This window comes from Pectobacterium actinidiae, from assembly GCF_000803315.1.
Taxonomy (GTDB): domain Bacteria; phylum Pseudomonadota; class Gammaproteobacteria; order Enterobacterales; family Enterobacteriaceae; genus Pectobacterium; species Pectobacterium actinidiae.
Genome location: NZ_JRMH01000002.1, coordinates 448,374 through 471,442 on the forward strand (window position 1 = coordinate 448,374; position 23,069 = coordinate 471,442).

The 23,069-nt window shown below is 52.4% G+C and carries 17 protein-coding genes and 3 pseudogenes; 11 read left to right on the plus strand and 9 right to left on the minus strand.

Annotation, left to right across the window (positions count from 1 at the left end):
* The first annotated feature begins 11 nt into the window (after positions 1–11).
* Positions 12–1,355 carry an aspartate aminotransferase family protein gene (locus KKH3_RS19530; RefSeq protein ID WP_039363543.1) on the plus strand — a complete coding sequence of 448 codons (1,344 nt, stop codon included), beginning with the start codon at positions 12–14 and terminating at the stop codon, positions 1,353–1,355.
* A gap of 86 nt (positions 1,356–1,441) precedes the next feature.
* Here KKH3_RS19530 and ggt read toward each other — a convergent pair whose 3' ends face one another.
* From ggt to KKH3_RS19545, 3 genes are all read right to left on the minus strand, one after another.
* Positions 1,442–3,235, minus strand: a complete 1,794-nt coding sequence (gene ggt, locus KKH3_RS19535) for a gamma-glutamyltransferase (RefSeq protein WP_052201393.1) — start codon at positions 3,233–3,235, stop codon at positions 1,442–1,444.
* A gap of 211 nt (positions 3,236–3,446) precedes the next feature.
* Complete coding sequence (locus KKH3_RS19540; RefSeq protein ID WP_039363544.1) at positions 3,447–4,358, minus strand: EamA family transporter; 912 nt, start codon at positions 4,356–4,358, stop codon at positions 3,447–3,449.
* A 162-nt stretch (positions 4,359–4,520) separates the two neighbouring features.
* Positions 4,521–5,729, minus strand: a complete 1,209-nt coding sequence (locus tag KKH3_RS19545; protein ID WP_039363545.1) for an aldose 1-epimerase family protein — start codon at positions 5,727–5,729, stop codon at positions 4,521–4,523.
* Positions 5,730–6,121: 392 nt separating this feature from the next.
* On the opposite strand from KKH3_RS19545, the gene KKH3_RS19550 reads away from it, so the two are divergent.
* The 6 genes from KKH3_RS19550 (at position 6,122) to KKH3_RS19575 (ending at position 15,705) form a co-directional block, all read left to right on the plus strand.
* Positions 6,122–7,372, plus strand: coding sequence for a valine--pyruvate transaminase (locus KKH3_RS19550; protein WP_039363546.1), 1,251 nt, complete (start codon positions 6,122–6,124; stop codon positions 7,370–7,372).
* 553 nt (positions 7,373–7,925) lie between these two features.
* Positions 7,926–8,444: an Hcp family type VI secretion system effector gene (locus KKH3_RS19555; protein WP_039363547.1), complete on the plus strand. Its 519-nt coding sequence runs from the start codon at positions 7,926–7,928 to the stop codon at positions 8,442–8,444.
* Positions 8,445–8,534: 90 nt separating this feature from the next.
* The gene (locus KKH3_RS19560) at positions 8,535–10,388 is read left to right on the plus strand and encodes a type VI secretion system Vgr family protein (RefSeq protein WP_039363548.1); all 1,854 of its coding nucleotides are present in this window, start codon (positions 8,535–8,537) and stop codon (positions 10,386–10,388) included.
* 8 nt (positions 10,389–10,396) lie between these two features.
* Positions 10,397–10,804, plus strand: a complete 408-nt coding sequence (locus tag KKH3_RS19565) for a DUF1795 domain-containing protein (RefSeq protein WP_039363549.1) — start codon at positions 10,397–10,399, stop codon at positions 10,802–10,804.
* Positions 10,805–10,815: 11 nt separating this feature from the next.
* Complete coding sequence (locus KKH3_RS19570; RefSeq protein WP_072034574.1) at positions 10,816–15,171, plus strand: DNA/RNA non-specific endonuclease; 4,356 nt, start codon at positions 10,816–10,818, stop codon at positions 15,169–15,171.
* 3 nt (positions 15,172–15,174) lie between these two features.
* Complete coding sequence (locus KKH3_RS19575) at positions 15,175–15,705, plus strand: SMI1/KNR4 family protein (protein WP_039363550.1); 531 nt, start codon at positions 15,175–15,177, stop codon at positions 15,703–15,705.
* Positions 15,706–15,772: 67 nt separating this feature from the next.
* Here KKH3_RS19575 and KKH3_RS19580 read toward each other — a convergent pair whose 3' ends face one another.
* The 3 genes and pseudogenes from KKH3_RS19580 to KKH3_RS22575 all read right to left on the minus strand — a co-directional run.
* Positions 15,773–15,997, minus strand: coding sequence for a SymE family type I addiction module toxin (locus tag KKH3_RS19580; RefSeq protein ID WP_039364371.1), 225 nt, complete (start codon positions 15,995–15,997; stop codon positions 15,773–15,775).
* Positions 15,998–16,070: 73 nt separating this feature from the next.
* Positions 16,071–16,415, minus strand: coding sequence for a helix-turn-helix domain-containing protein (locus tag KKH3_RS19585; RefSeq protein ID WP_039363553.1), 345 nt, complete (start codon positions 16,413–16,415; stop codon positions 16,071–16,073).
* A pseudogene (locus KKH3_RS22575) lies at positions 16,398–16,490 on the minus strand (SymE family type I addiction module toxin); the annotation flags it as partial. The gene KKH3_RS19585 and the pseudogene KKH3_RS22575, both read right to left, overlap by 18 nt.
* Positions 16,491–16,544: 54 nt before the next feature.
* Here KKH3_RS22575 and KKH3_RS19590 point away from each other — a divergent pair.
* Together KKH3_RS19590 and KKH3_RS19595 are read left to right on the plus strand one after the other, a co-directional pair.
* Positions 16,545–17,869: pseudogene (locus tag KKH3_RS19590) on the plus strand (RHS repeat-associated core domain-containing protein); the annotation flags it as partial.
* A 344-nt stretch (positions 17,870–18,213) separates the two neighbouring features.
* Positions 18,214–18,507 carry a hypothetical protein gene (locus tag KKH3_RS19595; protein WP_039363555.1) on the plus strand — a complete coding sequence of 98 codons (294 nt, stop codon included), beginning with the start codon at positions 18,214–18,216 and terminating at the stop codon, positions 18,505–18,507.
* A 76-nt stretch (positions 18,508–18,583) separates the two neighbouring features.
* On the opposite strand, the gene KKH3_RS19600 is transcribed toward KKH3_RS19595, so the two are convergent.
* Entirely contained in the window at positions 18,584–18,913 is a 330-nt protein-coding gene (locus tag KKH3_RS19600; protein WP_052201396.1) for a SymE family type I addiction module toxin, read from the minus strand.
* Between KKH3_RS19600 and KKH3_RS22535 the strand changes: the two are divergent.
* A pseudogene (locus tag KKH3_RS22535) lies at positions 18,878–19,663 on the plus strand (RHS repeat-associated core domain-containing protein); the annotation flags it as partial. The gene KKH3_RS19600 and the pseudogene KKH3_RS22535 overlap by 36 nt on opposite strands.
* A gap of 17 nt (positions 19,664–19,680) precedes the next feature.
* Entirely contained in the window at positions 19,681–20,097 is a 417-nt protein-coding gene (locus tag KKH3_RS19610; RefSeq protein ID WP_039363563.1) for a hypothetical protein, read from the plus strand.
* A 983-nt stretch (positions 20,098–21,080) separates the two neighbouring features.
* Here KKH3_RS19610 and dppF read toward each other — a convergent pair.
* Entirely contained in the window at positions 21,081–22,091 is a 1,011-nt protein-coding gene (dppF, locus tag KKH3_RS19620) for a dipeptide ABC transporter ATP-binding subunit DppF (RefSeq protein WP_039363565.1), read from the minus strand.
* Complete coding sequence (gene dppD / locus KKH3_RS19625) at positions 22,088–23,068, minus strand: dipeptide ABC transporter ATP-binding protein (RefSeq protein WP_039363566.1); 981 nt, start codon at positions 23,066–23,068, stop codon at positions 22,088–22,090. Before dppD ends, dppF begins: the two co-directional genes overlap by 4 nt.
* Position 23,069: the final 1 nt, after the last annotated feature.

Sequence of the window (23,069 nt, forward strand, 5' to 3'; positions counted from 1 at the left end):
CGGGAGTGATTATGGCAACGCGTTCTACCATCATGGATACCAACAGTTTTCGCGCCGAGCATGCCGATGCACTCAACGCAGATATCCGTACGCTAACCGACAAACGCAGTCGGGTCTTGGGCGAGTCCTATCGGCTGTTCTACCGTAAACCGGTTCATCTGGTGCGCGGCGAAGGGCAATATCTCTGGGACGCTGACGGCAAAAAATACCTCGACGTGTATAACAACGTCGCCAGCATCGGCCACTGCCACCCGGCAGTGATCGATGCCGTTCATCAACAAATGACGATGCTGAACACCCATACCCGCTATCTGCATGAACGTATTCTGGACTATTCGGAGCAACTCCTTGCTACCGCACCCGTCGCCATCAACCGAGCCATGTATATGTGCACCGGTTCGGAAGCCAACGACCTGGCGATCCGCGTGGCGCGCGCCTGGAGCGGCGGCACTGGGGTTATCGTCACTCGTGAAGCCTACCACGGCACCAGCGATCTGACCTCAGGTGTGTCACCCGCATTGGGCAGTGGTCAGCCGCTGGCGGCGACCACGCGGCTGGTCCCTCCACCGGATACCTATCGGGTCAATACACCGGATCTGGGCATATGGTTCGCGAATGAAATCCAGAGACAGATCGACGATATGGCGGCGCACGGCATCACATTTGCCGCGTTTCTTGCTGATTCCATTTTTTCTTCCGATGGCGTTCACCCAAATCCACGCGGTTTTTTGCGTCCCGTTATTGATGTCGTCCACCGCAACGGCGGCATTTTCATCGCCGATGAAGTGCAGCCCGGTTTTGCACGCACCGGTGATAGCTTCTGGGGCTTCGCGCGGCATGACGTGGTGCCAGACATCATCACCACCGGCAAACCCATGGGCAATGGTATTCCGGTTTCCGGTCTGCTAGCGAAGAGCGAGGTGCTCGCCGCTTTTAGCGATCAAATCCCCTACTTCAACACGTTTGGCGGGAATCCAGTCGCAATGGCCGCCGCACAGGCGGTACTGAAAGTGATCCATGATGAACAGCTTCAGGAACACAGCCGCATCGTAGGCGCACAACTCCTGGCGGAGCTGACTACCTTACAAGACAAATACGCCTGTGTAGGCAACGTACGCGGTGCGGGGTTATTCATCGGGTTTGAGCTGGTGAGTGACAGAGAGAACAAAACACCGGATAAAACGCTGGCACTGAATCTGACAGAAGCGCTACGCGACTGTGGTGTACTGACGTCCGTGGCGGGTCCTTATGGCAACGTGCTTAAACTGCGTCCGCCGCTGGCATTCCAGACGCAAGATATCGACTGGCTGGTCGGCGCGCTGGATGACTGCCTGGGGGCGCTGACGCACACTTGATTTCGCATCCGAGCTATTTAACAGGTAATGGCATGAACTGAAAAACTCAGGAGCCTACCGAAGCAGGCTCCTGAAGCTCATTTACATTAATACCCTATCGCTGCCCCGGCCGGGCGGCGGATATCATTTGCACCGTACAGGTAACCTTCACGCACTTTGCCGGATACTGCCGAGTCATTGCCTGAATCCGCTGGCGTGACGCCCGCTGCGCCCGGTAAACCGACCAGAATCAGCTCCGCTGCGCCCCAAGGCGTCTGTTCCACCATCTTGTAGCCGCGCTGCTTCAGCAGGTTCAGCGTATCGGCAGATAGCCCACGCTGTTCATAATACACCTCATCCGGTAGCCACTGATGATGGATACGTGGTGCGTCCACCGCTTCCTGCGGCGCCATGCCGTGGTCAATAATATTCAGCGCCGTTTGCAGCGTGATGGTGATAATGCGCGAACCACCGGGTGAACCGAGCACCATGAACACTTTACCGTCTTTCGTCACCAGCGACGGGCTCATGGACGAAAGTGGGCGCTTACCGGGGGCGATCGAATTACGCTCCCCTTGCACCAAACCGTACAAGTTTTTCTCGCCCACTTTAACGGTAAAATCATCCATTTCGTTGTTGAGGAAAAAGCCCGTACCCGGCGCAATCACCACCGAACCAAAACGTCCGTTGACGGTATACGTGGTGGACACCGCATTGCCCTGATTATCCACGATGGAGTAGTGCGTCGTTTCTGGTCGCTCGTGCGGACCGATCCCCGGCTGTACGTTTTTGGACGGCGTCGCGTTCTCCGGTTCGATTTGTTTGCGAATTTCAGCAGCGTAATCCTTGCTCAACAGGCGCTCGACGGGGTTGCTCACAAACGCCGGGTCGCCGAGGTAGGTATTGCGATCCATGTAAGCGTGACGCATCGCTTCCGTCAGCACATGCACGGTGGCCGCCGAGTTAAAGCCTGTCGATTTAATGTCGTAACCTTCGACAATATTGAGGATTTCACACATCGTGACGCCACCGGAGCTGGGCGGTGGCGAAGAGACAAATTGATAACCGCGATAGTTACAGGTTATCGGTGCCGTTTCGGTAATGCGGTAATTGGCAAAATCAGCCGCTGTCAGCATTCCGCCGCCCTGCTTCGCCGCTTTCTCCACCGTCTGTGGGATCGTACCCTTATAGAAGGCATCCGGTCCTTTAGCGGCGATCGCCGCCAGCGTATTCGCCAGATCGGTTTGCACCAGCTTATCGCCGGGCTGTAACGCACTACCGTCAGGACGCAGGAAAATGCGCGCCGCCTCAGGATCGGCTTTGAAGCGCTTGACGGTGGTGTCCAGAATATCGGTGTCTGCCCGCGTAAGCTCAAAGCCTTCACGCGCCAGTTTAATCGCCGGTGCCATCACCTGCTCGCGCGTCAATTTGCCGTATTTTTGCAGTGCGGTATCCAGCCCCAGCACCGTTCCCGGTACGCCAGCGGCCAGATAGCCGTACAGGCTCGCGTCTTTTTTCACGCTCCCATCAGCGTTCAGATACATGTCGGCGCTGGCCGCCGCTGGTGCGGTTTCACGGAAATTGATAAAGGTGTCTTTTCCATCGGCCAGATGCAGCGTCATAAACCCACCGCCGCCGATATTGCCACAACAGGGGTTCACCACCGCCTGTGCATAGCCCACGGCCACGGCAGCATCAATCGCATTCCCGCCCATCTTCATGATATCGACGCCAATCTGTGAAGCCAGATACTGCGAGCTGACCACCATGCCGTTTTTCGCTTCCACCGCAGGAGCCGACGCTGCCTGTACCGTTCCACTCACCAGCAGCGTCGCCACACTCAGTGACAACAGCCATTTCCCCGATGCCGTACTTCCCAATATTGTATTTCTTATCCTCATGAAGACCCCTTTATCCCATTGATTTCACTGGCTGCTGTATCTCTACTCTCTTGCGAAGCCAACTTGCAAAGTCCGCGCCAATAAACGGCAACAGCTTAGCGGATTCACCAGCAGCAGTAAGAAGCGTAGAAAAGGCATGAGAAATTGCGAAAATAGCCGCTTATCTTTGCGACACTGCACGATAAATACGCCCCATTGTGGAACATAAGGCTCACAGCTGCCGCACGGGTCGCCATAAACGCAGCCGCGCACCAAACACATTCACCAGCAGGCCGACCATAATCAGTACCGCACCCACAATCTGTAATAGCGAGAGGGATTCCCCAAGAAAGACGGCGGCACTGACCAATCCAACCACCGGCACCAGCAGTGACAAGGGCGCCACACGCCAGGTTTCATAACGCGCCAGCAGGCTGCCCCAAATCCCATAACCGATGATGGTTGCCGCAAATGCCAGATAAACCAACGACAAGATCGTCGGCAGTTGGATGGTCGTTAAACTATGGACAATCACGTCCACACCTTCGAACAGCCAGGAACTGATGAAAAATGGCACGACAGGCACCAATGCACCCCACACCACTAGCGACATGATGCGTACATCGCTGTTTTTACTCATGATGATTTTATTGGTGATGTTACCCAACGCCCATGACAGTGCCGCGGCCAGCGTCAGCAGCAGCGTGGTGGCGGTCATACCCGATGACAGTTGCAACGACGTACGACCTTCTGCCAGCACCACCATCCCTAGCGCCGCCACCAGAATCCCGACAACGTGATTCCAGCGCAGCTTTTCCGACAGCAAAACCGCGCCAACCAGCAGCGTAAAAAAAGCCTGAGCCTGCAACACCAGCGAAGCAATCCCCGCGGGCATGCCCAGCTTGATAGCGAGAAACAGAAAGCCAAACTGACCGAAGCTGATTGTCATGCCATAGGCGAGCAACCATTTCAGGGGAATACGCGGAAAAGGAACAAAGAAAATAGCCGGGAGCGCCACCAGCGAAAAACGTAGCCCCGCCAGTAAAAAAGGCGGCATATCGTTCAGCCCGACTTTAATCACCACAAAGTTCACACCCCATAACACCACAACACAAAGCGCGAGCAGCGCATCTTTCAACGACATTCTTATCCCCTGATCACATTCGTAACAAATACCTTTCCCAAGGTACGCGCAAAATGAAAAAACGGATAAGAAAAGATAATTATGACGTTACGTGACAGTGATTAAGCGTGACCATAATGTGGGGTAGCCGACCACCCGAATTCGTAGTCGGCAAGATAGCGATTACTCGACGGCGATGGGTTTTTCCGTCAGCGTGATTTTATTATCGCCCTGAATGGCTTTCACTTTCTGTTCTGTTTTCTGTACCGCGTCAGCGCTACTCAGCAGACTGTACGTCAGCTCAAACGTGGTGCTCTGGCCGGGTTGGAGTTTTTTAACCCGCCCTTGTTCACGCTCTATCGTCACCGGGTAGGCGTAGTTAGTACCGGGTTCGATGCCCGTCACGTAACCCTGTTTCTCCGTATCTGTGTTTTTCCACAGCGTCAGCAGCGGCAGTTGATGGGTATCAAAGGCGATCGACACGCCTTTATCTCCCGCCTTGTTCACCAGCGCCGCCAGCGTTTTGCCCTGTGCATCCGTATACGGCGTAATGTTAAACACCATTTCATCAAAGTCTTTGGTTGGCCCTTTATAGGTTTGCCAGGTTGCCAGACCGGCTTTGGCGTGGTCATTGAACGGAGAAATCTCTTTTACTGGTGCGATGAAACGCGCACCCTCTTCCAGAATCGGCGTGCCGAAATTGCTGTGGTAGATAATTTGATAGTCTCGCGGGTAGTCGGCTTTGTTCGTCAGCACATCGTGCACGGTAAACGACTCGCTGCCGGGGACGTAACGCAGCTCAGTCCAGGTTTCCAGATTCGACTTCTTGAAGCTGTTTTCCTTGAGCAGTCCCCGTACCGTAATGGTATGCGGCGCTGTATCGCTGACCTCCACCACCACTTTTGAAGCAGGTGTGTTGCCCGCACGGCCATGCAAGGTATAGATCATGCCATCGCTGACGACCGGGTGACCCGTCCATTCGAAGCCGCAGCGCACCATCATCTCATTGAAACCTTCCAGCCAGCCCAATCCATTACGGCTTTCCAGATTGATGGTATTCGGGTTTACGACCTCATCAACCGGCGAATCCCACCCTAGACGGATGTTTTTGCCTGTTACATGCAGCAAGTTCATCCCTCGCGTCGGGCTAAGGGCAATTTTCAGGCCGTTCTGACTGGTAATCGTGATCACTTTACTGCCTTCCTGACGGCCGCCGTGCAGGACTTTTTGCTCAATGCTGAAAGGCTGATTTTTGATCTTCAGGGCATCACTGCCAATTTGCCAGTTTCCCTTTTCGACACTGCCTTCAGCATCTGTCAGCACAAACGTCTGCGCCGAGAGTTGCCATGATGTCAGCGCCAGTGTAATGCCTATAGCCAGTAATTTTTTCATGTTAACCATCCCTTTTTGCTGAATTGTTTTAGCTAATGCGAGCTAAAGACTACAAATCAGCGGATGGTCAGAATGTGATAACTATCACCAGATGAAAAAATTCGGCATTGTTGCGTTATTTATTCGATTAGCATCACTAATTCATTATGAATGGCATCTATATTTACAGAATTATTGAGATGTTGATCGGTAAAAGCTGACATCGTTTCAGCAAAATAAATCATGCTGTCTACCCCCTTTTTCCCGACAACGAGTTCATCAGCAATTTATGCCAAATTATACAAATTTAACGAGATAAAAAATTACCGGACTGTTTTTTCACCACATTGCACCCTATCAGCGCAAGCGCTATGGTTGCCGCTAACCTGTGTACGACCACTGATAAATAAACTATGAACTTTTCTCTTTTCGGCAAGAAATTCACGCGCCACGCTGGCATCACTCAGTTAATGGACGATCTGAACGAAGGGCTGCGTACGCCAGGCGCAATCATGCTGGGGGGCGGCAATCCGGCACACATCCCAGAGATGGATAGCTACTTCAAACAGCTGTGTCAGGATATGCTGGAACAAGGGAAATTAACGGAAGCGCTATGCAACTACGACGGCCCGCAAGGTAAGGACACACTGCTTAATGCATTGGCCGAACTGCTGAGTAATGAATTAGGCTGGCAGATTGGACCACAGAACATTGCACTAACAAATGGCAGCCAGAGTGCGTTTTTCTACTTATTTAATCTGTTTGCCGGTCGCCACAGCGATGGCAGCCTGAAAAAGGTGCTGTTCCCGCTGGCACCAGAATATATCGGCTATTCGGATTCCGGGCTGGATGACAACATGTTCGTCTCCGTTCGCCCTCAGATCGAGCTGTTGCCCGAAGGGCAATTTAAATATCACGTCGATTTCGATAACTTGTCGATTACTGAGGATATCGGGCTGGTTTGCGTATCTCGCCCGACCAATCCAACCGGTAACGTGCTGACCGACGATGAGCTGATGCGTCTGGATATTCTGGCGCAGCAGCACAACATTCCCCTGCTGATTGATAACGCCTATGGTGTGCCTTTCCCCGGCATCATCTTCAGCGATGCGACGCCGCTGTGGAACCCGAACATCATCCTGTGTATGAGCCTGTCCAAGCTAGGTCTACCTGGCTCACGCTGCGGTATCGTCATTGCAGATGAAAAGGTGATTTCCGCCATCGGCAACATGAACGGCATCATTAGCCTGTCTCCGGGGGCAATCGGCCCGGCACTGGCACATGAGATGATTCAGCGTGGCGATCTGCTGCGCTTATCTAACGACGTCGTCCGCCCGTTCTACCAGCAGCGTGTAACGGAAACCATCGCGATCATTCGCCGCTATCTATCACCCGAACAGTGCCTGATTCATAAGCCGGAAGGTGCGATCTTCCTGTGGCTGTGGTTTAAGGATCTGCCTATCACGACAGAAATTCTGTACCAGCGCCTGAAAAAACGCGGCGTCCTCATGGTGCCGGGTCACTATTTCTTCCCCGGCTTAGATCAGAACTGGCCGCACGCTCACCAGTGCATGCGCATGAATTATGTGCCGGAGCCGGAAAAAATCGAACGCGGTATTGCGATTCTGGCGGAAGAAGTGGAAAAAGCGATGCAGGAAGGCTAATTCGCCACAAAAATAGACGCGTCATTAAACGAAATACGGTTGGGGTACAGGCACACTTGCCCCACCGTTTTTATTTTGCCGTCCGCTTCCCACAACGCGCGGTGGCAATACCAAGCCAGCGCCAGATCCTATCTCTTATTTACCTACTTTTTGTCATCTCATCGCCTCCACAACATCAGGCGACTAACGATAATAATCAAAATTATTTTTTGCATTTTTAATCGGTAATAACAGTCATTTACTCCTAATTAATCGTTAATTCATTCCAATAAGACGGCAATCTCTTAACACTAACTAAAACTTTCAGAATAACTGCGCATTCTGCGCAACTTTTTGCTCACTTTCTGGTGTAAATCACTTTTTGCGCAATTTTTGCAAACGATTCGCGAAGTCTGCGCAACTTCTTGCTCAGATTTTGCTTAGTAAAAATTTGAATTAGTAAAATTACCCTATAAAACAAATACATAAAATATGGCACATGAATTGCTATGTGAACGGCGAAGTACTAACCCCGTTTAACAATTCATTTCGTTCAACAACAAGGAGCAAGACTATGCCAACTCCATGCTATATCAGCATCGAAGGTAAAACTCAGGGCAACATTACCGCGGGTGCTTTCACTTCTGATTCTGTCGGCAACATCTATGTGGAAGGCCACGAAGACGAAATGCTGGTACAGGAATTCAAACACATCGTCACCGTACCAACTGACCCACAGTCTGGTCAGCCGTCCGGCCAACGTGTGCACAAACCGTTCAAATTCACCGTCGCGCTGAACAAAGCCGTTCCGCTGATGTACAACGCCCTGGCGTCTGGTGAAATGCTGCCGACCGTGACCTTGAAATGGTACCGCACGTCGGTTGAAGGTAAGCAAGAGCACTTCTTCTCTACCATCCTGACCGATGCCACCATCGTTGACGTTAACTGCCAGATGCCACACTGCCAGGATCCCGCGAAGCTGGACTACACCCAACTGATTGAAGTGTCACTGGCCTACCGCAAAATCGACTGGGAACACACCGTTGCCGGGACTTCTGGTTCCGATGACTGGCGTGCGCCGGTCGAAGCGTAATAGCTATTTAACCCGGGCATGCCCGGGTTTTCTGCATTGAGCCATGGCCCACGCCATGCCTGAGTGTGGATGACAGCATCAGGAGGACGGATGGCAAACAGTACAGGATTACAGTTCACCGTTAAGGTCGGCGCATTGCCTGCATCAACCTTTTCCGTAGTGGATTTTCAGCTCAGCGAGGCGCTTAACCAGCCGTTTGCCCTGTCGCTGAATCTGGCCAGCCCCTTACCGGGGATCGATTTTGGTGCTGTTCTCGACCAGCCCTGCGAACTCCTGGTGTGGTACGAAGGCGAACTCCAAAGACGAGTGAGCGGTATTGTCAGCGCGTTCGCACAGGGTGACACCGGCTTTCGCCGCACGCGTTATCAGGCGGAAATCCGTCCGGCGCTGTGGCGTTTGGGGCTACGCACCAACGCCCGCATCTTTCAGGCACAGAAGCCAGAGGCAATTATCGGCGCACTGCTAGAAGAAGCAGGAATCACCGACTATGCCTTTGCGCTGCGTAACGAACACGCGGTGCGAGAATACTGCGTGCAGTACCGTGAAAGCGATTTAGCCTTTATTACCCGACTGGCCGCCGAAGAAGGCCTATTCTTCTTCCATGAGTTTGAGGAAGGCAAACACCGTGTCGTCTTTGCCGACGATGCAGGCGCGTTGGCAAAAGGACCTGAGCTGTTTTTCAACCTGGCGACACAGGGGCTGAGTGAAGGCGCATACGTCCACCGTTTCCGCTATGCCGAGGCGGTGAGTACTGCCGAGGTGGCGCTAAAGGATTACAGCTTCAAGACGCCAGCTTATGGCCTGCTGCACCAGAAGATAAGCGGTGAACTGGAACACCAGCGCGAAAGCTATCAGCACTTCGACTACCCCGGCCGTTTTAAACAAGATCCAAGCGGCAAGGCATTTACCGGCTATCGACTGGACGCGCTGCGAGCGGGGGCGATGACCGGATCGGGCGAATCCAATGCTGCTGAACTGATGCCGGGCAGCAGTTTTACCTTAACCGAACACCCCAATCTGGCACTCAATATCGCCTGGCAACTGGTTGCCATCACCCACAGCGGGCAGCAGCCGCAGGCGCTGGAAGAAGAAAGCGGCGGCGAACCGACCACCTACAGCAACAGCTTCGAGGTCGTGAAGGCCAGCACCACCTGGCGTGCTGATCTGCCGTACAAGCCGATGGTAGACGGTCCACAAATCGCCACCGTCGTCGGCCCGGCGGGTGAAGAGATCTACTGCGACCAATACGGCCGGGTAAAATTACAATTCCCGTGGGACCGCTACGGCGCGAGCGATGACCAGAGCTCCTGCTGGGTTCGCGTCAGCCAAGGTTGGGCCGGTGGTCAATACGGCCTGATCGCCATCCCACGCATAGGCCATGAAGTCATTGTGAGTTTCCTCGAAGGCGACCCAGACCAACCGATCGTGACGGGCAGAACCTTTCACGCCACCAATCCATCGCCCTACCCGCTTCCTGCTAACAAGACGCGCACCTCAATCCGCACATCAACCCACAAAGGCGCAGGGTTCAACGAACTGCGCTTTGAGGATCAGGCCGGTCAGGAAGAAGTGTTTATCCATGCTCAGAAAGACATGAACACCGTGGTGCTGAATAACCGCAGTACATCGGTGAATGTGGATCACAACGAAAACATTGGCCGCGATCAGACGGTCGTCGTGCAGCAGAACCAAACGGTTTCCGTCATTGCCGATCAGATTACCGAGATCCAGGGGGAGCAAACGGTGGTGGTGAAGAAAAACCGGAGCACCGTCGTGGAAGACAACGAAACGCTAAGGGTAACCAACGATATCTTTATCCACGCCGAAGATGGCAGCATTCAGATTGGTACGGGTGCGGGCTATATCTCAATCAAGCACAGCGGGGATATTGAGATCGTCGGGAATAACCTGACGCTGAACGGCACCCGTATCGATTTGAATTAAGGATGACTATGTATCAGATGAATGAAGGGACGCTGGCTATCCCCGCTGATTGGCGTGATGAATCACTCCATGTTTTTGTTCTGCCGGGAGATGCCATCAATTTGGTTGTCAACCGTACCCCAATTGACTTCGGTCTGACAGCAGAGACGGTTTATCAGCAGACGTTAGGCCAGTTTGCAGCACACCTGAAAGGGTATGAAGAGCGCGGCATTTGGACATTGACGCTGGATGGGCAACCCGCACACGGCCTGGAATATACCTGGCGGTCGCCGGAAGGGCCGATGCATCAGGTTGTCGTGATGCAGGTGCGCGGTGAGTTATTGATGACGTTTACCGTAACCGTAGCAGGCGAGCTCAGTGCGGAGCAGAAGACAGCAATGCTGGCGGTGGTCGAGACATTTAAAGCTGCCACCTGAAAGGAGTCATCATGCTGAGTGACATTCTGAACCGTGTTGCCCGCGTCGGTGCCATGCACGCAGGCAAAGGCCCGACGCCGCCTGCTGGTCGTCCTCAACCGGGCCAGGGAAAACCCCCGACATCACCGGGCAAAACCATCAAGCACAAAAGCTTTCTCGGCGCGCTGGCTGGAGCGATCGCAGGAGCGGTTGTGGCAGCGGTAGCCTTTGCCGCCGCTGCGGCAGTCGCAGGAGCCATTGCCGTCGCCGTTGTCGGAACGGGTGGCATGGGGGCGGCACTGGTTGTCGGGGCAGTCAAACTGGCGGTGGGATTTGGTGCCGTCAGCCTGCTGGGGGGGTTAATTAGTAGCGTCTCCAGCAAAGTTTCCGCCATGGTAGACAGCGGATCCCCGCCGTTTGGGCCGGTTTCTTCAGGCTCAGATACGGTGTTTGCGGAGAAGCAGAAGATTTCCCGCGCTGAAGTTGACACGGTCGCCTGTACCAAACACAACTCGCCTCAGTTGATTGCGCAAGGAAGTGAAACTGTCTACGTCAATGGATCACCGGCCGCACGTATCGACGATAAAACCGTCTGTGGCGCCACCATCAAGGAAGGAGCATCCACCGTCTTTTTTGGATCCGGTCAGCAAACCTGTCTGGAGATTAGTGACGAATTCAGTTGGTGGGAAAAAGCGCTACTGATCGCGGTAGAGTTTCTGGTTCCGCCCAGCCGGGGCATGTTCAAAGGACTCGGCAAGCTGTTTACACGTGGTCCCACCGCGGTGCTCAAAGGCATCCGCATGGGTGCGTTGAGAACAGCAGTAGGGCTACGGAGAGCGGTTCGATGTGCCAGCAAAGGATTTAAAAATAACAAAGGTTTGGCACGCTTTAAGGAAGCGACCCGGGGTTTTCTAAAAGATCCGGTCTACATTCCCAGCGGGGATGTGATCGAGATGCGTCAGGATATTGAGCTTGGGCAAACTCTCCCTCTGCTCTTTGAACGCACTTACCGCTCCACCGCTACCCATGACGGCCTGCTGGGACACGGCTGGTATGACACCTGGAGCGAAACGGCACAGGTCAGCCGCGATGGCCTGAATACCCACGTCGTCATCACACTGGCGCAGGGATACGACATCGATTTCACCTTCCATCAGGATGTGCAGTCGGTATTTTGTCCGCTCTATCCCGCTTTTACTCTGTACCGGCGGGCAAAGGGCTTTAGCCTATGGGATCGTGACAGCCTCACCTGGCGTGAATTCGATGTGCCTCAGGGCGATCGGCTACTTCTGTCTTCGATACATGACCCGCACGACAACCGCATTACCCTGATCCGCGATCCAAAAGGCTATCTGCGCAAGGTACGCCACAGTGATGGTATCGAACTGCTGCTGGTGTGGCGAGGCGAGTATCTGCACCAGATACAGAGTATTGATACCGGGCAGAAAACCCTGCTGGCTGAATACCGGCAGGATGAACAGGGCCGACTGGTCGAGGCCGATGCTGCCCATGCCTATCATCTGCTCTACGACTACGACAAAGAAAACCGACTCACGCGCTGGCATGACAACGACCAGACCTGGGCGAGTTACGACTATGATCATCAGGGTCGTTGCATCTACACCACCTGTGCCGACGGCTATCTGACCGCGCATTTTGAGTATCTCGACGATCGCGTAGTCATGACCGACGGATTAGGTCAGCGCAGCGAATTTGGCTTCAATCACCTGCACCTGATGAGCTGGGAAAAATCCCCGTTAGGGCACGTCACCCGCTACGATTACGACGACCACGGCAACCTGCTGCGTGAGATTTCCCCAGCAGGCCGGGTGATTGAGTTCACCTATCTGGACGACAGTGGACTGGTGAGCGCATTCACCGACGGCAGCGGTCATGCCTGGGCCTATGACTACGACGACGCGCAGCGGTTATGCGGTATCACCGATCCGCTGGGGCGCATCTGGCAATGGGCGTTCGATGAGGCTGGCAATCCGGAGAAACTCACGGGGCCGGATACCCGCGAAGTACGATTTACCTGGAACCGCCACGGCCTTCTGACGCAGGTGAGCGATCAGGCGGGCGAGGTTCAGGCACGGCTGCGTTACGATCACCGCCAACGGTTGCTAAGTGCCAGCGATGCGCTGGGGCGTACCCAGCAGTTGCGCTATGACCAGCAGGACAGAGTCGTGCAGTGGCAGCGGCCGGACGGCGCGCAATACCGGCTGGGCTATCGCCGTGCGAGCTGGAAACTGCCGGAGCAACTGATACGCCCCGATGAGAAAGAGGAAAAGCGTCAGTACGACAAGCATAACAATCTGCTGAGCTATGTGGACGGCAACGGGGCACTGTGGCGCCAGAGCTACGGCTCCTTTGACCTGCTCACCTCGCGGACGGATGCACAAGATCGCACCTGGCGTTACGAGTACGACAAAGAGAGCCAGCAGTTGGTCGCCGTTATCGCCCCGGACGGCAGTCGCTGGCAATGGTGGCTGGATGCCGACGCGCGGGTTATCCGCGAACGGGATATGGCGGGCACCGACACCCACTACAGCTATGACGAAGACGGCAACTGCATCGCCATCCGCAATGCCGAAGGCGAAATCCGCCACTTCCTGTATGACGGACGCGGGCTGCTCATCAAAGAAACCGCACCGGACGATACCCTTCATTATCGCTATGACGCCGCAGGCAGGCTAGTCGAAGTCACCTCCGCAACCAGTCATATCCAACTGGAGTATGACCTCCGTGACCGGGTGGTGCGGGAGTGGCTGAACGGCACCCTGCTTACCCGGCAGTTTGATGATACCGCACGCACTGTGGCACGCACGCTGGCCTGGGAAGACCAGAGCGATGATGCCCTGATCAGCACCTTTGCTTACAGCGCCGCGGGTGAACTGCAACAGGTGCAGTTGCCGGACGGCGCGGAGCTCACCCTTGCCCATGATGCCGCCGGACGGGAATCTTCCCGTTCAGGCGGGGCGTTCGCCCAGCACCGGGAATATGACGTGATGGGCTGGCTGACGCGCGAGATGAGCGGTCAGCAGCAGGATGGTCGTCTGCATGCCACACAGACAAGGGAATACCTGTACGACGGCGTGGGCAATCTGGCTGGCGTTCGCCATAACCGTGAAACCCGAGGCTATCGTCTGGACGCCACCGGGCGCGTGCTGTCCGTCCTGAGCGGTGGCGCAGGCCGCGCAGTCGAAACTGACGAAGCCTATCGCTATACCCGCAACGGCCTGCCGCAGGATACCTCCCGACTCACCGAATGGCAGGCGGGCAGGCTGACTCAGCACGACGATACTCACTATCAGTACGACAAAGCCGGACGGCTGATACGCAAGCAGGTGGTGCAGCCAGGCTATCGCCCCCAGGTCTGGCACTACCGCTGGGACAGCCGTAACCAGCTCCGGGTTGTCGACACCCCGGCGGGCGAACGCTGGTTCTACCGCTACGACCCGTTCGGGCGGCGCACCAGCAAACGCTGTGAGCAGACGCTGGATGATATCCGCTACCTGTGGGACGGCGACCAGATAGCCGAGGTGCGGCATTATCGCAACGGTGAACGCGTTGCCCGCCGCCACTGGGTACACAACGGCTGGGAGTTGCTGGTTCAGCAGCGGCAGAATAACCACGGACGCTGGGAAACCGATTTTGTCACCAGCAGCCAGAACGGTGAACCTCAGGCCCTGTACCGACCCGACGGCACCCTACGCTGGCAGGCACCGAAAAGCACCCTCTGGGGGCAGCGACCAGGCTCTGCTGAAGACCCTGCCGACCCGGGCCTTGCCTTTGCCGGACAGTACCGTGACACAGAAAGCGGGCTATGTTATAACCGTTTTCGGTACTACGACCCTGCCGGTGGATGTTATGTCTCGCCTGACCCGATAGGGGTGTTGGGGGGTGATAACAATTACGGGTATGTACAGAATCCGCTTACATGGATCGATCCGTTTGGGTTGGCTGGCTGTAATATACGATACGGTGAACTAGATCACCTAGGTCGCCCAACTGGTGTAAAAGCTCGCTTAGATTCAAGCTATATAAATACAGGTACGCACGCTAATCCTGCTATCCAGCCACCTGGATTTATTACAGGAGCAGGTTCTAATCGTGCTCGTGGACATTTGTTGGGGCGGCAATTGGGCGGTTCGGGCGATGATGTGCGTAATTTGGTTACTATTCAACATCGTCCAGTGAATACCCCAGATATGAGCAGTATCGAAGGACGTATAAGAAAAGCGTTAGAACGAGGGGAAATAGTTGATGTATCGGTAACGCCTATCTATAAAGGTCCTTCTAGAATACCAGCGGGTATAACAATGAATGCTCAAGGTAGTGGCGGCTTCTTTGAAAGCGTTACTCTTCTTAATCCTCCAGGAATGTAAATCATGACCATGCCTAAATTAGATAGTATTTTAGTCCCACCGGTTTCTCCCAATGAGTCTGGTAGCGGTGATGCTTGGCCTTCTATAGATGAAGGCATTACATTTCCTAATGACTATGTTGAGTTTATCAGTAGCTATGGTACGGGACGAATTGCTAATTTTATTGCGATATTTAGTCCATTTACTCAAAATAATGATCTTAATTTTTTTGAGCAAAAAAAATTAATTATTGAAGACTTTGATTACCTTAATAATGAAGATCCAGACTATTTTAAATATAACCTTTATCCGGAAAAAAACGGACTTTTACCAATAGGTGTAACGGATAATGGTGATTATATTTTTTGGGTTGTTTCCGATCTAAAAAATAGTGATGCATGGGGAACGGCAATAGTTGCGTCTAGATCACCTGATATAGAATATTTTGATGAAAACATAACATCTTTATTGTCTGGTGTGTTATTAAAAAAAATAAAACCAGATTCGTTACCTAATAACTTCCCTCCTGATAATATCATTTTTGAGAAATATTAGAAATAAGCCGGAAGCGATCCCACGATCCTTCCGGCTTTATTTTACCTGTTGTTTATTCCGTGCGGGGTCAGAGATTAATCTCCGTCTCAATCAGTATCCTTCCCCGCTCCACAGTCACCATTATCGGCATCCCGGTCATAAACCCTGATTCTTCCAGCCAGCGGCCTTTAAGGTTAATCGCTGACGGCGGGTTGGGCCTGCCGTTTTGCGGGGCGTATCCCACCGTGTAGTAACGTGCTGTTTTGGTTGCTTTATTAACGGTGACGTCTGACTTAGAATGTGCCTTAGCCATAGTAACTACCTCGTTTAGTTGCTTGTGGTGAGCGGCGTGGGTGTGCTCGTAACACATCCGCGTCGCGTTCGTTTTAATCCTTCTCTTTGCCCATCGGCTTCGTCACTCGTGCCATAGTCTGGGAAACCTGATTCTTCACAATCATCGCATCCAGCACGGCTTTAGCCACTTCCTGCTCTTCAGCAGGCATGGCAGCGACGGCTTCAAACCTCAGCTTCAAATCATCTTCCGGCTCACATTCACCGGGTTCAAACAGCAGAAAATCAGATGAAACATGCAGCACAATGGTGAGCTTCTTTAAGGCCTCGGCGGTAGGCTGTAAGCTACCGGCTTCGTAGCGTTTAATCTGTTGTACATGGATACCGGTGGCGTCAGAGAGGCTTTGTTGTGTCAAACCCGTGATCTGCATCCCGGTCATAAAGCCCAACACCTCCAGCCAGCGGCCTTTAAGGTTAATCGCTGACGGCGAGTTTGGTCTGCCATTCTGCGGGAGTATCTCACCGTGTATTAACGTTATATTTTAGTTGTTTTATTTACACTTAAGTCGCGCCAGAGCTACGGCTCCTTTGACCTGCTCACCTCGCGGACGGATGCACAAGATCGCACTTGGCGTTACGAGTACGACAAAGAGAGCCAGCAGTTGGTCGCCGTTATCGCCCCGGATGGTAGCCGCTGGCAATGGTGGCTGGATGCCGACGCGCGGGTTATCCGCGAACGGGATATGGCGGGCACCGACACCCACTACAGCTATGACGAAGACGGCAACTGCATCGCCATCCGCAATGCCGAAGGCGAAATCCGCCACTTCCTGTATGACGGACGCGGGCTGCTCATCAAAGAAACCGCACCGGACGGGAATCTTCCCGTTCAGGCGGGGCGTTCGCCCAGCACCGCGAATATGACGTGATGGGCTGGCTGACGCGCGAGATGAGCGGTCAGCAGCAGGATGGTCGCCTGCATGCCACACAGACAAGAGAATACCTGTACGACGGCGTGGGCAATCTGGCTGGCGTTCGCCATAACCGTGAAACCCGAGGCTATCGTCTGGACGCCACCGGGCGCGTGCTGTCCGTCCTGAGCGGTGGCGCAGGCCGCGCGGTCGAAACTGACGAAGCCTATCGCTATACCCGCAACGGCCTGCCGCAGGATACCGCCCGACTCACCGAATGGCAGGCGGGCAGGCTGACTCAGCACGACAATACTCACTATCAGTACGACAAAGCCGGACGGCTGATACGCAAGCAGGTGGTTCAGCCGGGCTACCGTCCTCAAGTCTGGCACTACCGCTGGGACAGCCGTAACCAGCTCAGAGTCGTTGACACCCCGACGGGCGAACGCTGGTTCTACCGCTACGACCCGTTCGGACGACGTACCGGCAAACGCTGTGAGCAGACGCAGGATGATATCCGCTACCTGTGGGACGGCGACCAGATAGCCGAGGTGCGGCATTATCGCAACGGTGAACGCGTTGCCCGCCGCCACTGGGTACACAACGGCTGGGAGTTGCTGGTTCAGCAGCGGCAGAATACTGACGGACGCTGGGAAATCGATTTTGTCACCAGCAGCCAGAACGGTGAACCTCAGGCCCTGTACCGGCCCGACGGCACCCTGCGCTGGCAGGCACCGAAAAGCACCCTCTGGGGGCAGCGCCCAGGCTCCGCGGAAGACCCTGCCGACCCGGGCCTTGCCTTTGCCGGACAGTACCGTGACACCGAAAGCGGGCTATGTTATAACCGTTTTCGGTACTACGACCCAGCCGGTGGATGTTATGTCTCGCCGGACCCGATAGGGGTGTTGGGGGGGGAAAATAATTACGCTTACGCACCTAATCCTATTAGTTGGATCGACCCGCTAGGTCTCGCTAAATGTCCATTGCCATCTAAAGTCAATTTAACGCGTGATGGAGTACAGCACGTTAAGGATCGACATGTGGGTAATAAAATTGGCTGGGACCATAAAAGTAAATGGACGATAGGAAATGCTGAATGGAAATCAACGGTAAGAAATGTATTCCGTAATCCTGACCGAATTACGCGGGATGGGTCTAGGCTTGTTTATGAAAAAACATTGCCAAGAACTGTCGGGCGAACACCTGAAGGCGAGGCTTTGACAAAGGTTAGGGTTGTTGTTGAATCTAATGGTGATTTGGTTACTGCATTCCCACAAAGTGTATTCAGGGATGTAAAAATAACTGACTTAATATTGTAAGGGAAGGTATGTCTTTGGATTTTCAAATAAAATTTGACGATGAGATATTTAATCTTGACATTAGTGAATCTTTACATTCTTCAATATTTTCTAATTCAACAAGATGGAGTAGTTTTAAACAACTAAGGAAAATAAAAGATTATTATCGCACCGACTGTTTATTTAAGGGTGACGATGCTATTTTGTTTATAAATGAATTTATTGAAGTCTGTGAAAATAATTCATTGGAAGAAATAAAAATAGAAAAAATAAAATCGTTGCTAAGTAAAAAAATAATCTATATCAGAGTTAGTGGTGACTAATGAAACAAGCCGGAAGCGATCTCAACGATCCTTCCGGCTTTTTATTATCTGCTGCTCAGTTGCGGTTGTTTACTGACTAATTATCCCCCACCACATCCAGCCTACCGGGAAAGCGCTTAAGCCAGCAGGTAACGGCGTATTCATCGAACGGCGCAATGCTGAGGGCTTGCAGGTCTTGCCAGAGTGCGCGGATATCCTGTGTAGTAATCACAATGCAGCCGGGCATGATGCGAAGCCTGAGCGGTTGCCCGGTACTGAACCCGGCTTCCTTCAGCCATTGCCCAGCGATGTTGATAGCCGGGGTGTCGTGGTTGCCCTTGATGGGTCGATAGCCCACACGGGTAAAGCGTTCGGCCTGAGAGATTTTAAATGGGAAACCGATTTTGTCACCAGCAGCCAGAACGATGAACCTCAGGCCCTGTACCAGCCCGACGGCACCCTGTGCTGGCAGGCACCGAAAAGCACCCTCTGGGGGCAGTGGCCAAGCTCCGCGGAAGACCCTGCCGACCCGGGCCTTGCCTTTGCCGGACAGTACCGTGACACCGAAAGCGGGCTATGTTATAACCGTTTTCGGTACTACGACCCAGCCGGTGGATGTTATGTCTCGCCTGACCCGATAGGGGTGTTGGGGGGAGAGAGTAACTACGGGTATGTACAGAATCCCAATGAATTAATAGATCCATTAGGGTTAGCGGGATGCAGTAAGTACCTAAAAGGATGGGGAAGAGGAAAAGCAGGATTTGAGAACTTCTGGAATAACTCGACACAGAAGCAATTCATGAAAGCATGGAGTAATCCAAAGTTTAAAGAAAATATCATGGATCGACTTCGTAAAGCCGGTGGTTCAAAAGGCGGGGGGTTTCATGAATGGTTACCTGTCTCTCAAGCTGACAAATTTAAACAAATGGGTGTTTCGTTTAACGACTATATGAAGTGGAGAACACCGACTGGCCAGGTTAAGTTCTTGGACGATCTTGGTGTTATGGGGACGCATACTCTGCCACATAGCGGTGGTGTTACGACCCAGTCGTCATTAGCCCACAGTGAACTTATTAAAATTGCTGGTAAAGCCACGGATATAAATAGTTATCTAAATGCTGTGAGAAAATGGTCTAGTAAACGGCTTCCATTTGGTCTATTTGATCTTCCATTTTAATTATAGGTGTTAAGATAATGAGTAAGGAAAAATACGCTATTTGGTATTCTGTTTCGACGAATTATGAAGCTATCATGGATAACTTTTCTATCAATGATAATGAATGTAAATTTGAAAGAGATTTTCATTTAAAAAACAGACTCATAGACTACGACCATGCAATTATTATATGGTATGGAAAAGAACAAGGAGAACTAGGTAACTTATCTAGAAAAAAAAATATAAATCTTGAAGAGGGATTTGATTTTATAACATCAAAAGTATCTCTCCTTTTGGAGAAGAAAAATGTTGATAAGATAAGCTATCTTTTTGCTTTGCCTGATTTTGAATATAAAGGTAAAGTAAAATCTAATGATACACTTCGCTTCGGCGGCCATGTAACTTGTGAGCGGCCAAATAGTAGTTGGCTTGACGAAATACTGAGCGATATGTAAGAGTATTCATAGCAGGAAGATCCTCTTTGGATCTTCCAAATTTTCGGTGTCAGAAAATGTAAAAAGTATAACTGCCACACAAGATGAGATTAGTGCATTGAAGAAACCCATCATGTACACTAAATTTTCTTGCAATGATTCCTAGCCACTAAAATATGCAGTAAAGTTACGCTATCAATTCATTCCTCGATAAAATCATCGAAGATTATTATCTTGATGCGCCTGACTATATTCGAGGACGAAGTGTCTATGACGTTTCTGGTGATTTGATAAGTATATTTTTGCATAAATATCAATTACCTGCTAGCTATTTTATTCATCCTAAAACAGGCCAAAGAATAGTTGAGATCAATAAGAATCTCGCGGTAATATCTGCGCGAGAAGGTTGGTTAAATGAATTTTTCACTAAAAAATATTGAATTTCCATAAGTTATAGAAAGTGTAGCTGAACCAGCATTTTATTTAGGAAACTATTTGAGTGTACATTTTTTAGGTATCGATAGCCGAGAAAAAGAAATTAACAGTCACCTAAAATGCAACGAGTCAGACATGCCTGATGAAGTTTATAATAATGCTGGGTATAGAATAGCTAACTTTTACTTTAAAATTTTATACTTCTTTTATTGCACTGGCAAAACTCTGGTTTATCTAATTATCTTAATGGCACTGAACTTCATCTTGGTGTCTATGGAGAGATTAATCAGAATAATGAGTTAGTAGGATATTTTTTCATTGGAAATAATTTACTTTTTTCAGTAAAAGCGAAAATATACTTGATGTCTATTGATAATAATTTATAAATAAAAAATCCGGAAGCGATCCTAACGATGCTTCCGGATTTATTTTATCTGCTGTTATTCCGTGATGTGCGACGTCAGAGATTCATCTCCGTCTCAATCACCAGTCTCCCGCGCTCAACGGGTTGGGCAAAAAATCCAAAGCCCCCACGCCCCGGTAAAGCGGCGTGGGGCATTAAAGACAAACTAGGCGACAGCGGTGCCCTGTTCATCCTGATCGACAGCGAAGCAGGCGACCTGCTGCTCACCGTAGGTTTTCAGCTGTGGCTGGAACTGGGTGCAGGTGCTGAAGCAGCGCTGACAGCGGGCATTGAACGCACAGCCCGGTGGTGGATTCAGTGGGCTAGGTAGCTCACCTGTCAGCTTGATGCGCTCGCGGCGTAAATCCGGATTCAGGCGCGGCGTCGCGGAAAGTAACGCCTGCGTATACGGGTGGCGCGGATTATTGAAAATGGCGTCTTTACTGCCCTTCTCCACACAGCGCCCCAGATACATCACCATCACTTCATCAGCGATATGTTCGACAACGGACAGATCGTGCGAGATGAAGACGTAAGACAGCCCCAGATCCTGCTGCAAGTCCATCATCAGATTCAGCACCTGTGCGCGAACCGACACGTCTAGCGCCGAAACAGGTTCGTCGGCAATCACCACGTCAGGGTCCAGCATCAACCCACGAGCGATAGCGATACGCTGGCGTTGGCCGCCGGAGAACATATGCGGGTAGCGATCATAATGCTCCGTTTTCAACCCCACTTTCGCCATCATCGCCAGCGCTTTTTCACGACGCTCAGCTTTTGACAGCTCAGTGTTGATCTGGAGCGGTTCCTCCAGGATCTGGCCGACTTTCTTACGTGGATTGAGCGATCCATAAGGATTCTGGAAAACGATCTGGATCTTCTGCCGACGCAGTTTCTGCGCTTGCGGATCGTGCTTCAGCAGATCCTGCCCCTGATAGTACAGTTCACCATCCGATGGGGTTTCAATCATCGTCAGCAGGCGACCCAGCGTGGACTTTCCACAGCCAGATTCTCCTACCACCGCTAGCGTCTTACCACGCTCCAGCGTAAAGGAAACGCCGTCCAACGCTTTCACCATCCGCTCTGGCGCGAAAAAGCCCTTTTTCACCGGGTAGTGTTTTTTCAAATCAATCGCATGCAGCAAATACGACTGCGATGTTGCGTTCAGTTCACTCATAGGGTTGGCCTCCCCGCATCATCCAGCGGTGTATGACATTTCACCTGACGACCAGGAATATCGCGCAGTGCAGGTTCTTCCTGACGGCAGCGGCCCTGTGCATAGGGGCAACGCGGGTTGAGTAGACAGCCGTTCGGGCGGTCATATTTACCCGGTACCACACCCGGCAACGATGCCAGTCGGGATTTATCCGCCGCAAACTCCGGTAACGCGCGTAGCAGCGCCTGGGTATACGGATGACGCGGTGCGCGGAAAATATCCGCCGCTTTGCCTGATTCCACGACCTGTCCGGCATACATCACAATGATGTGGTGTGCCGCTTCAGCCACCAGCGCCAAATCGTGCGTAATCAGGATCAGCGCCATGTTTTCACGCTGCTGCAATTCGAGCAGCAGCTCGATGATCTGCGCCTGAATGGTCACGTCCAGCGCCGTGGTTGGTTCATCGGCAATCAGCAGCTTCGGCCGACAGGCAATCGCCATCGCGATCATCACGCGCTGGCTCATCCCGCCGGAAAGCTGGTGCGGATACACGTCAAGACGCGAACCCGGATCGGGAATCCCAACCAGCGTCAGCAGGTCAACCGCACGCTGACGACGGGTTTTGCGGTTACCGCCCTGATGCACCTTGATGGCTTCCATAATCTGGTAGCCCACGGTGTAGCACGGGTTCAGGCTGGTCATCGGATCCTGAAAAATCATCGCGACTTCAGAGCCCACCAGATTACGCCGTTCTTTCTCAGAAATTTTTGTTAAATCACGCTGGTTAAATTCCAGCTTGTCGGCCATCACTTTGCCGGGGTAATCAATCAGTCCCATAATCGCCAGCGAGCTGACGGATTTACCGGAGCCGGATTCCCCGACGATACCGACGACCTGACCTTGTTCAACCTGGTAGCTGATACGATCGACTGCACGGAACGGCAGATCCTCATCACCAAAGTGAACCGACAATTTATCTACATTGAGCAACGCCATC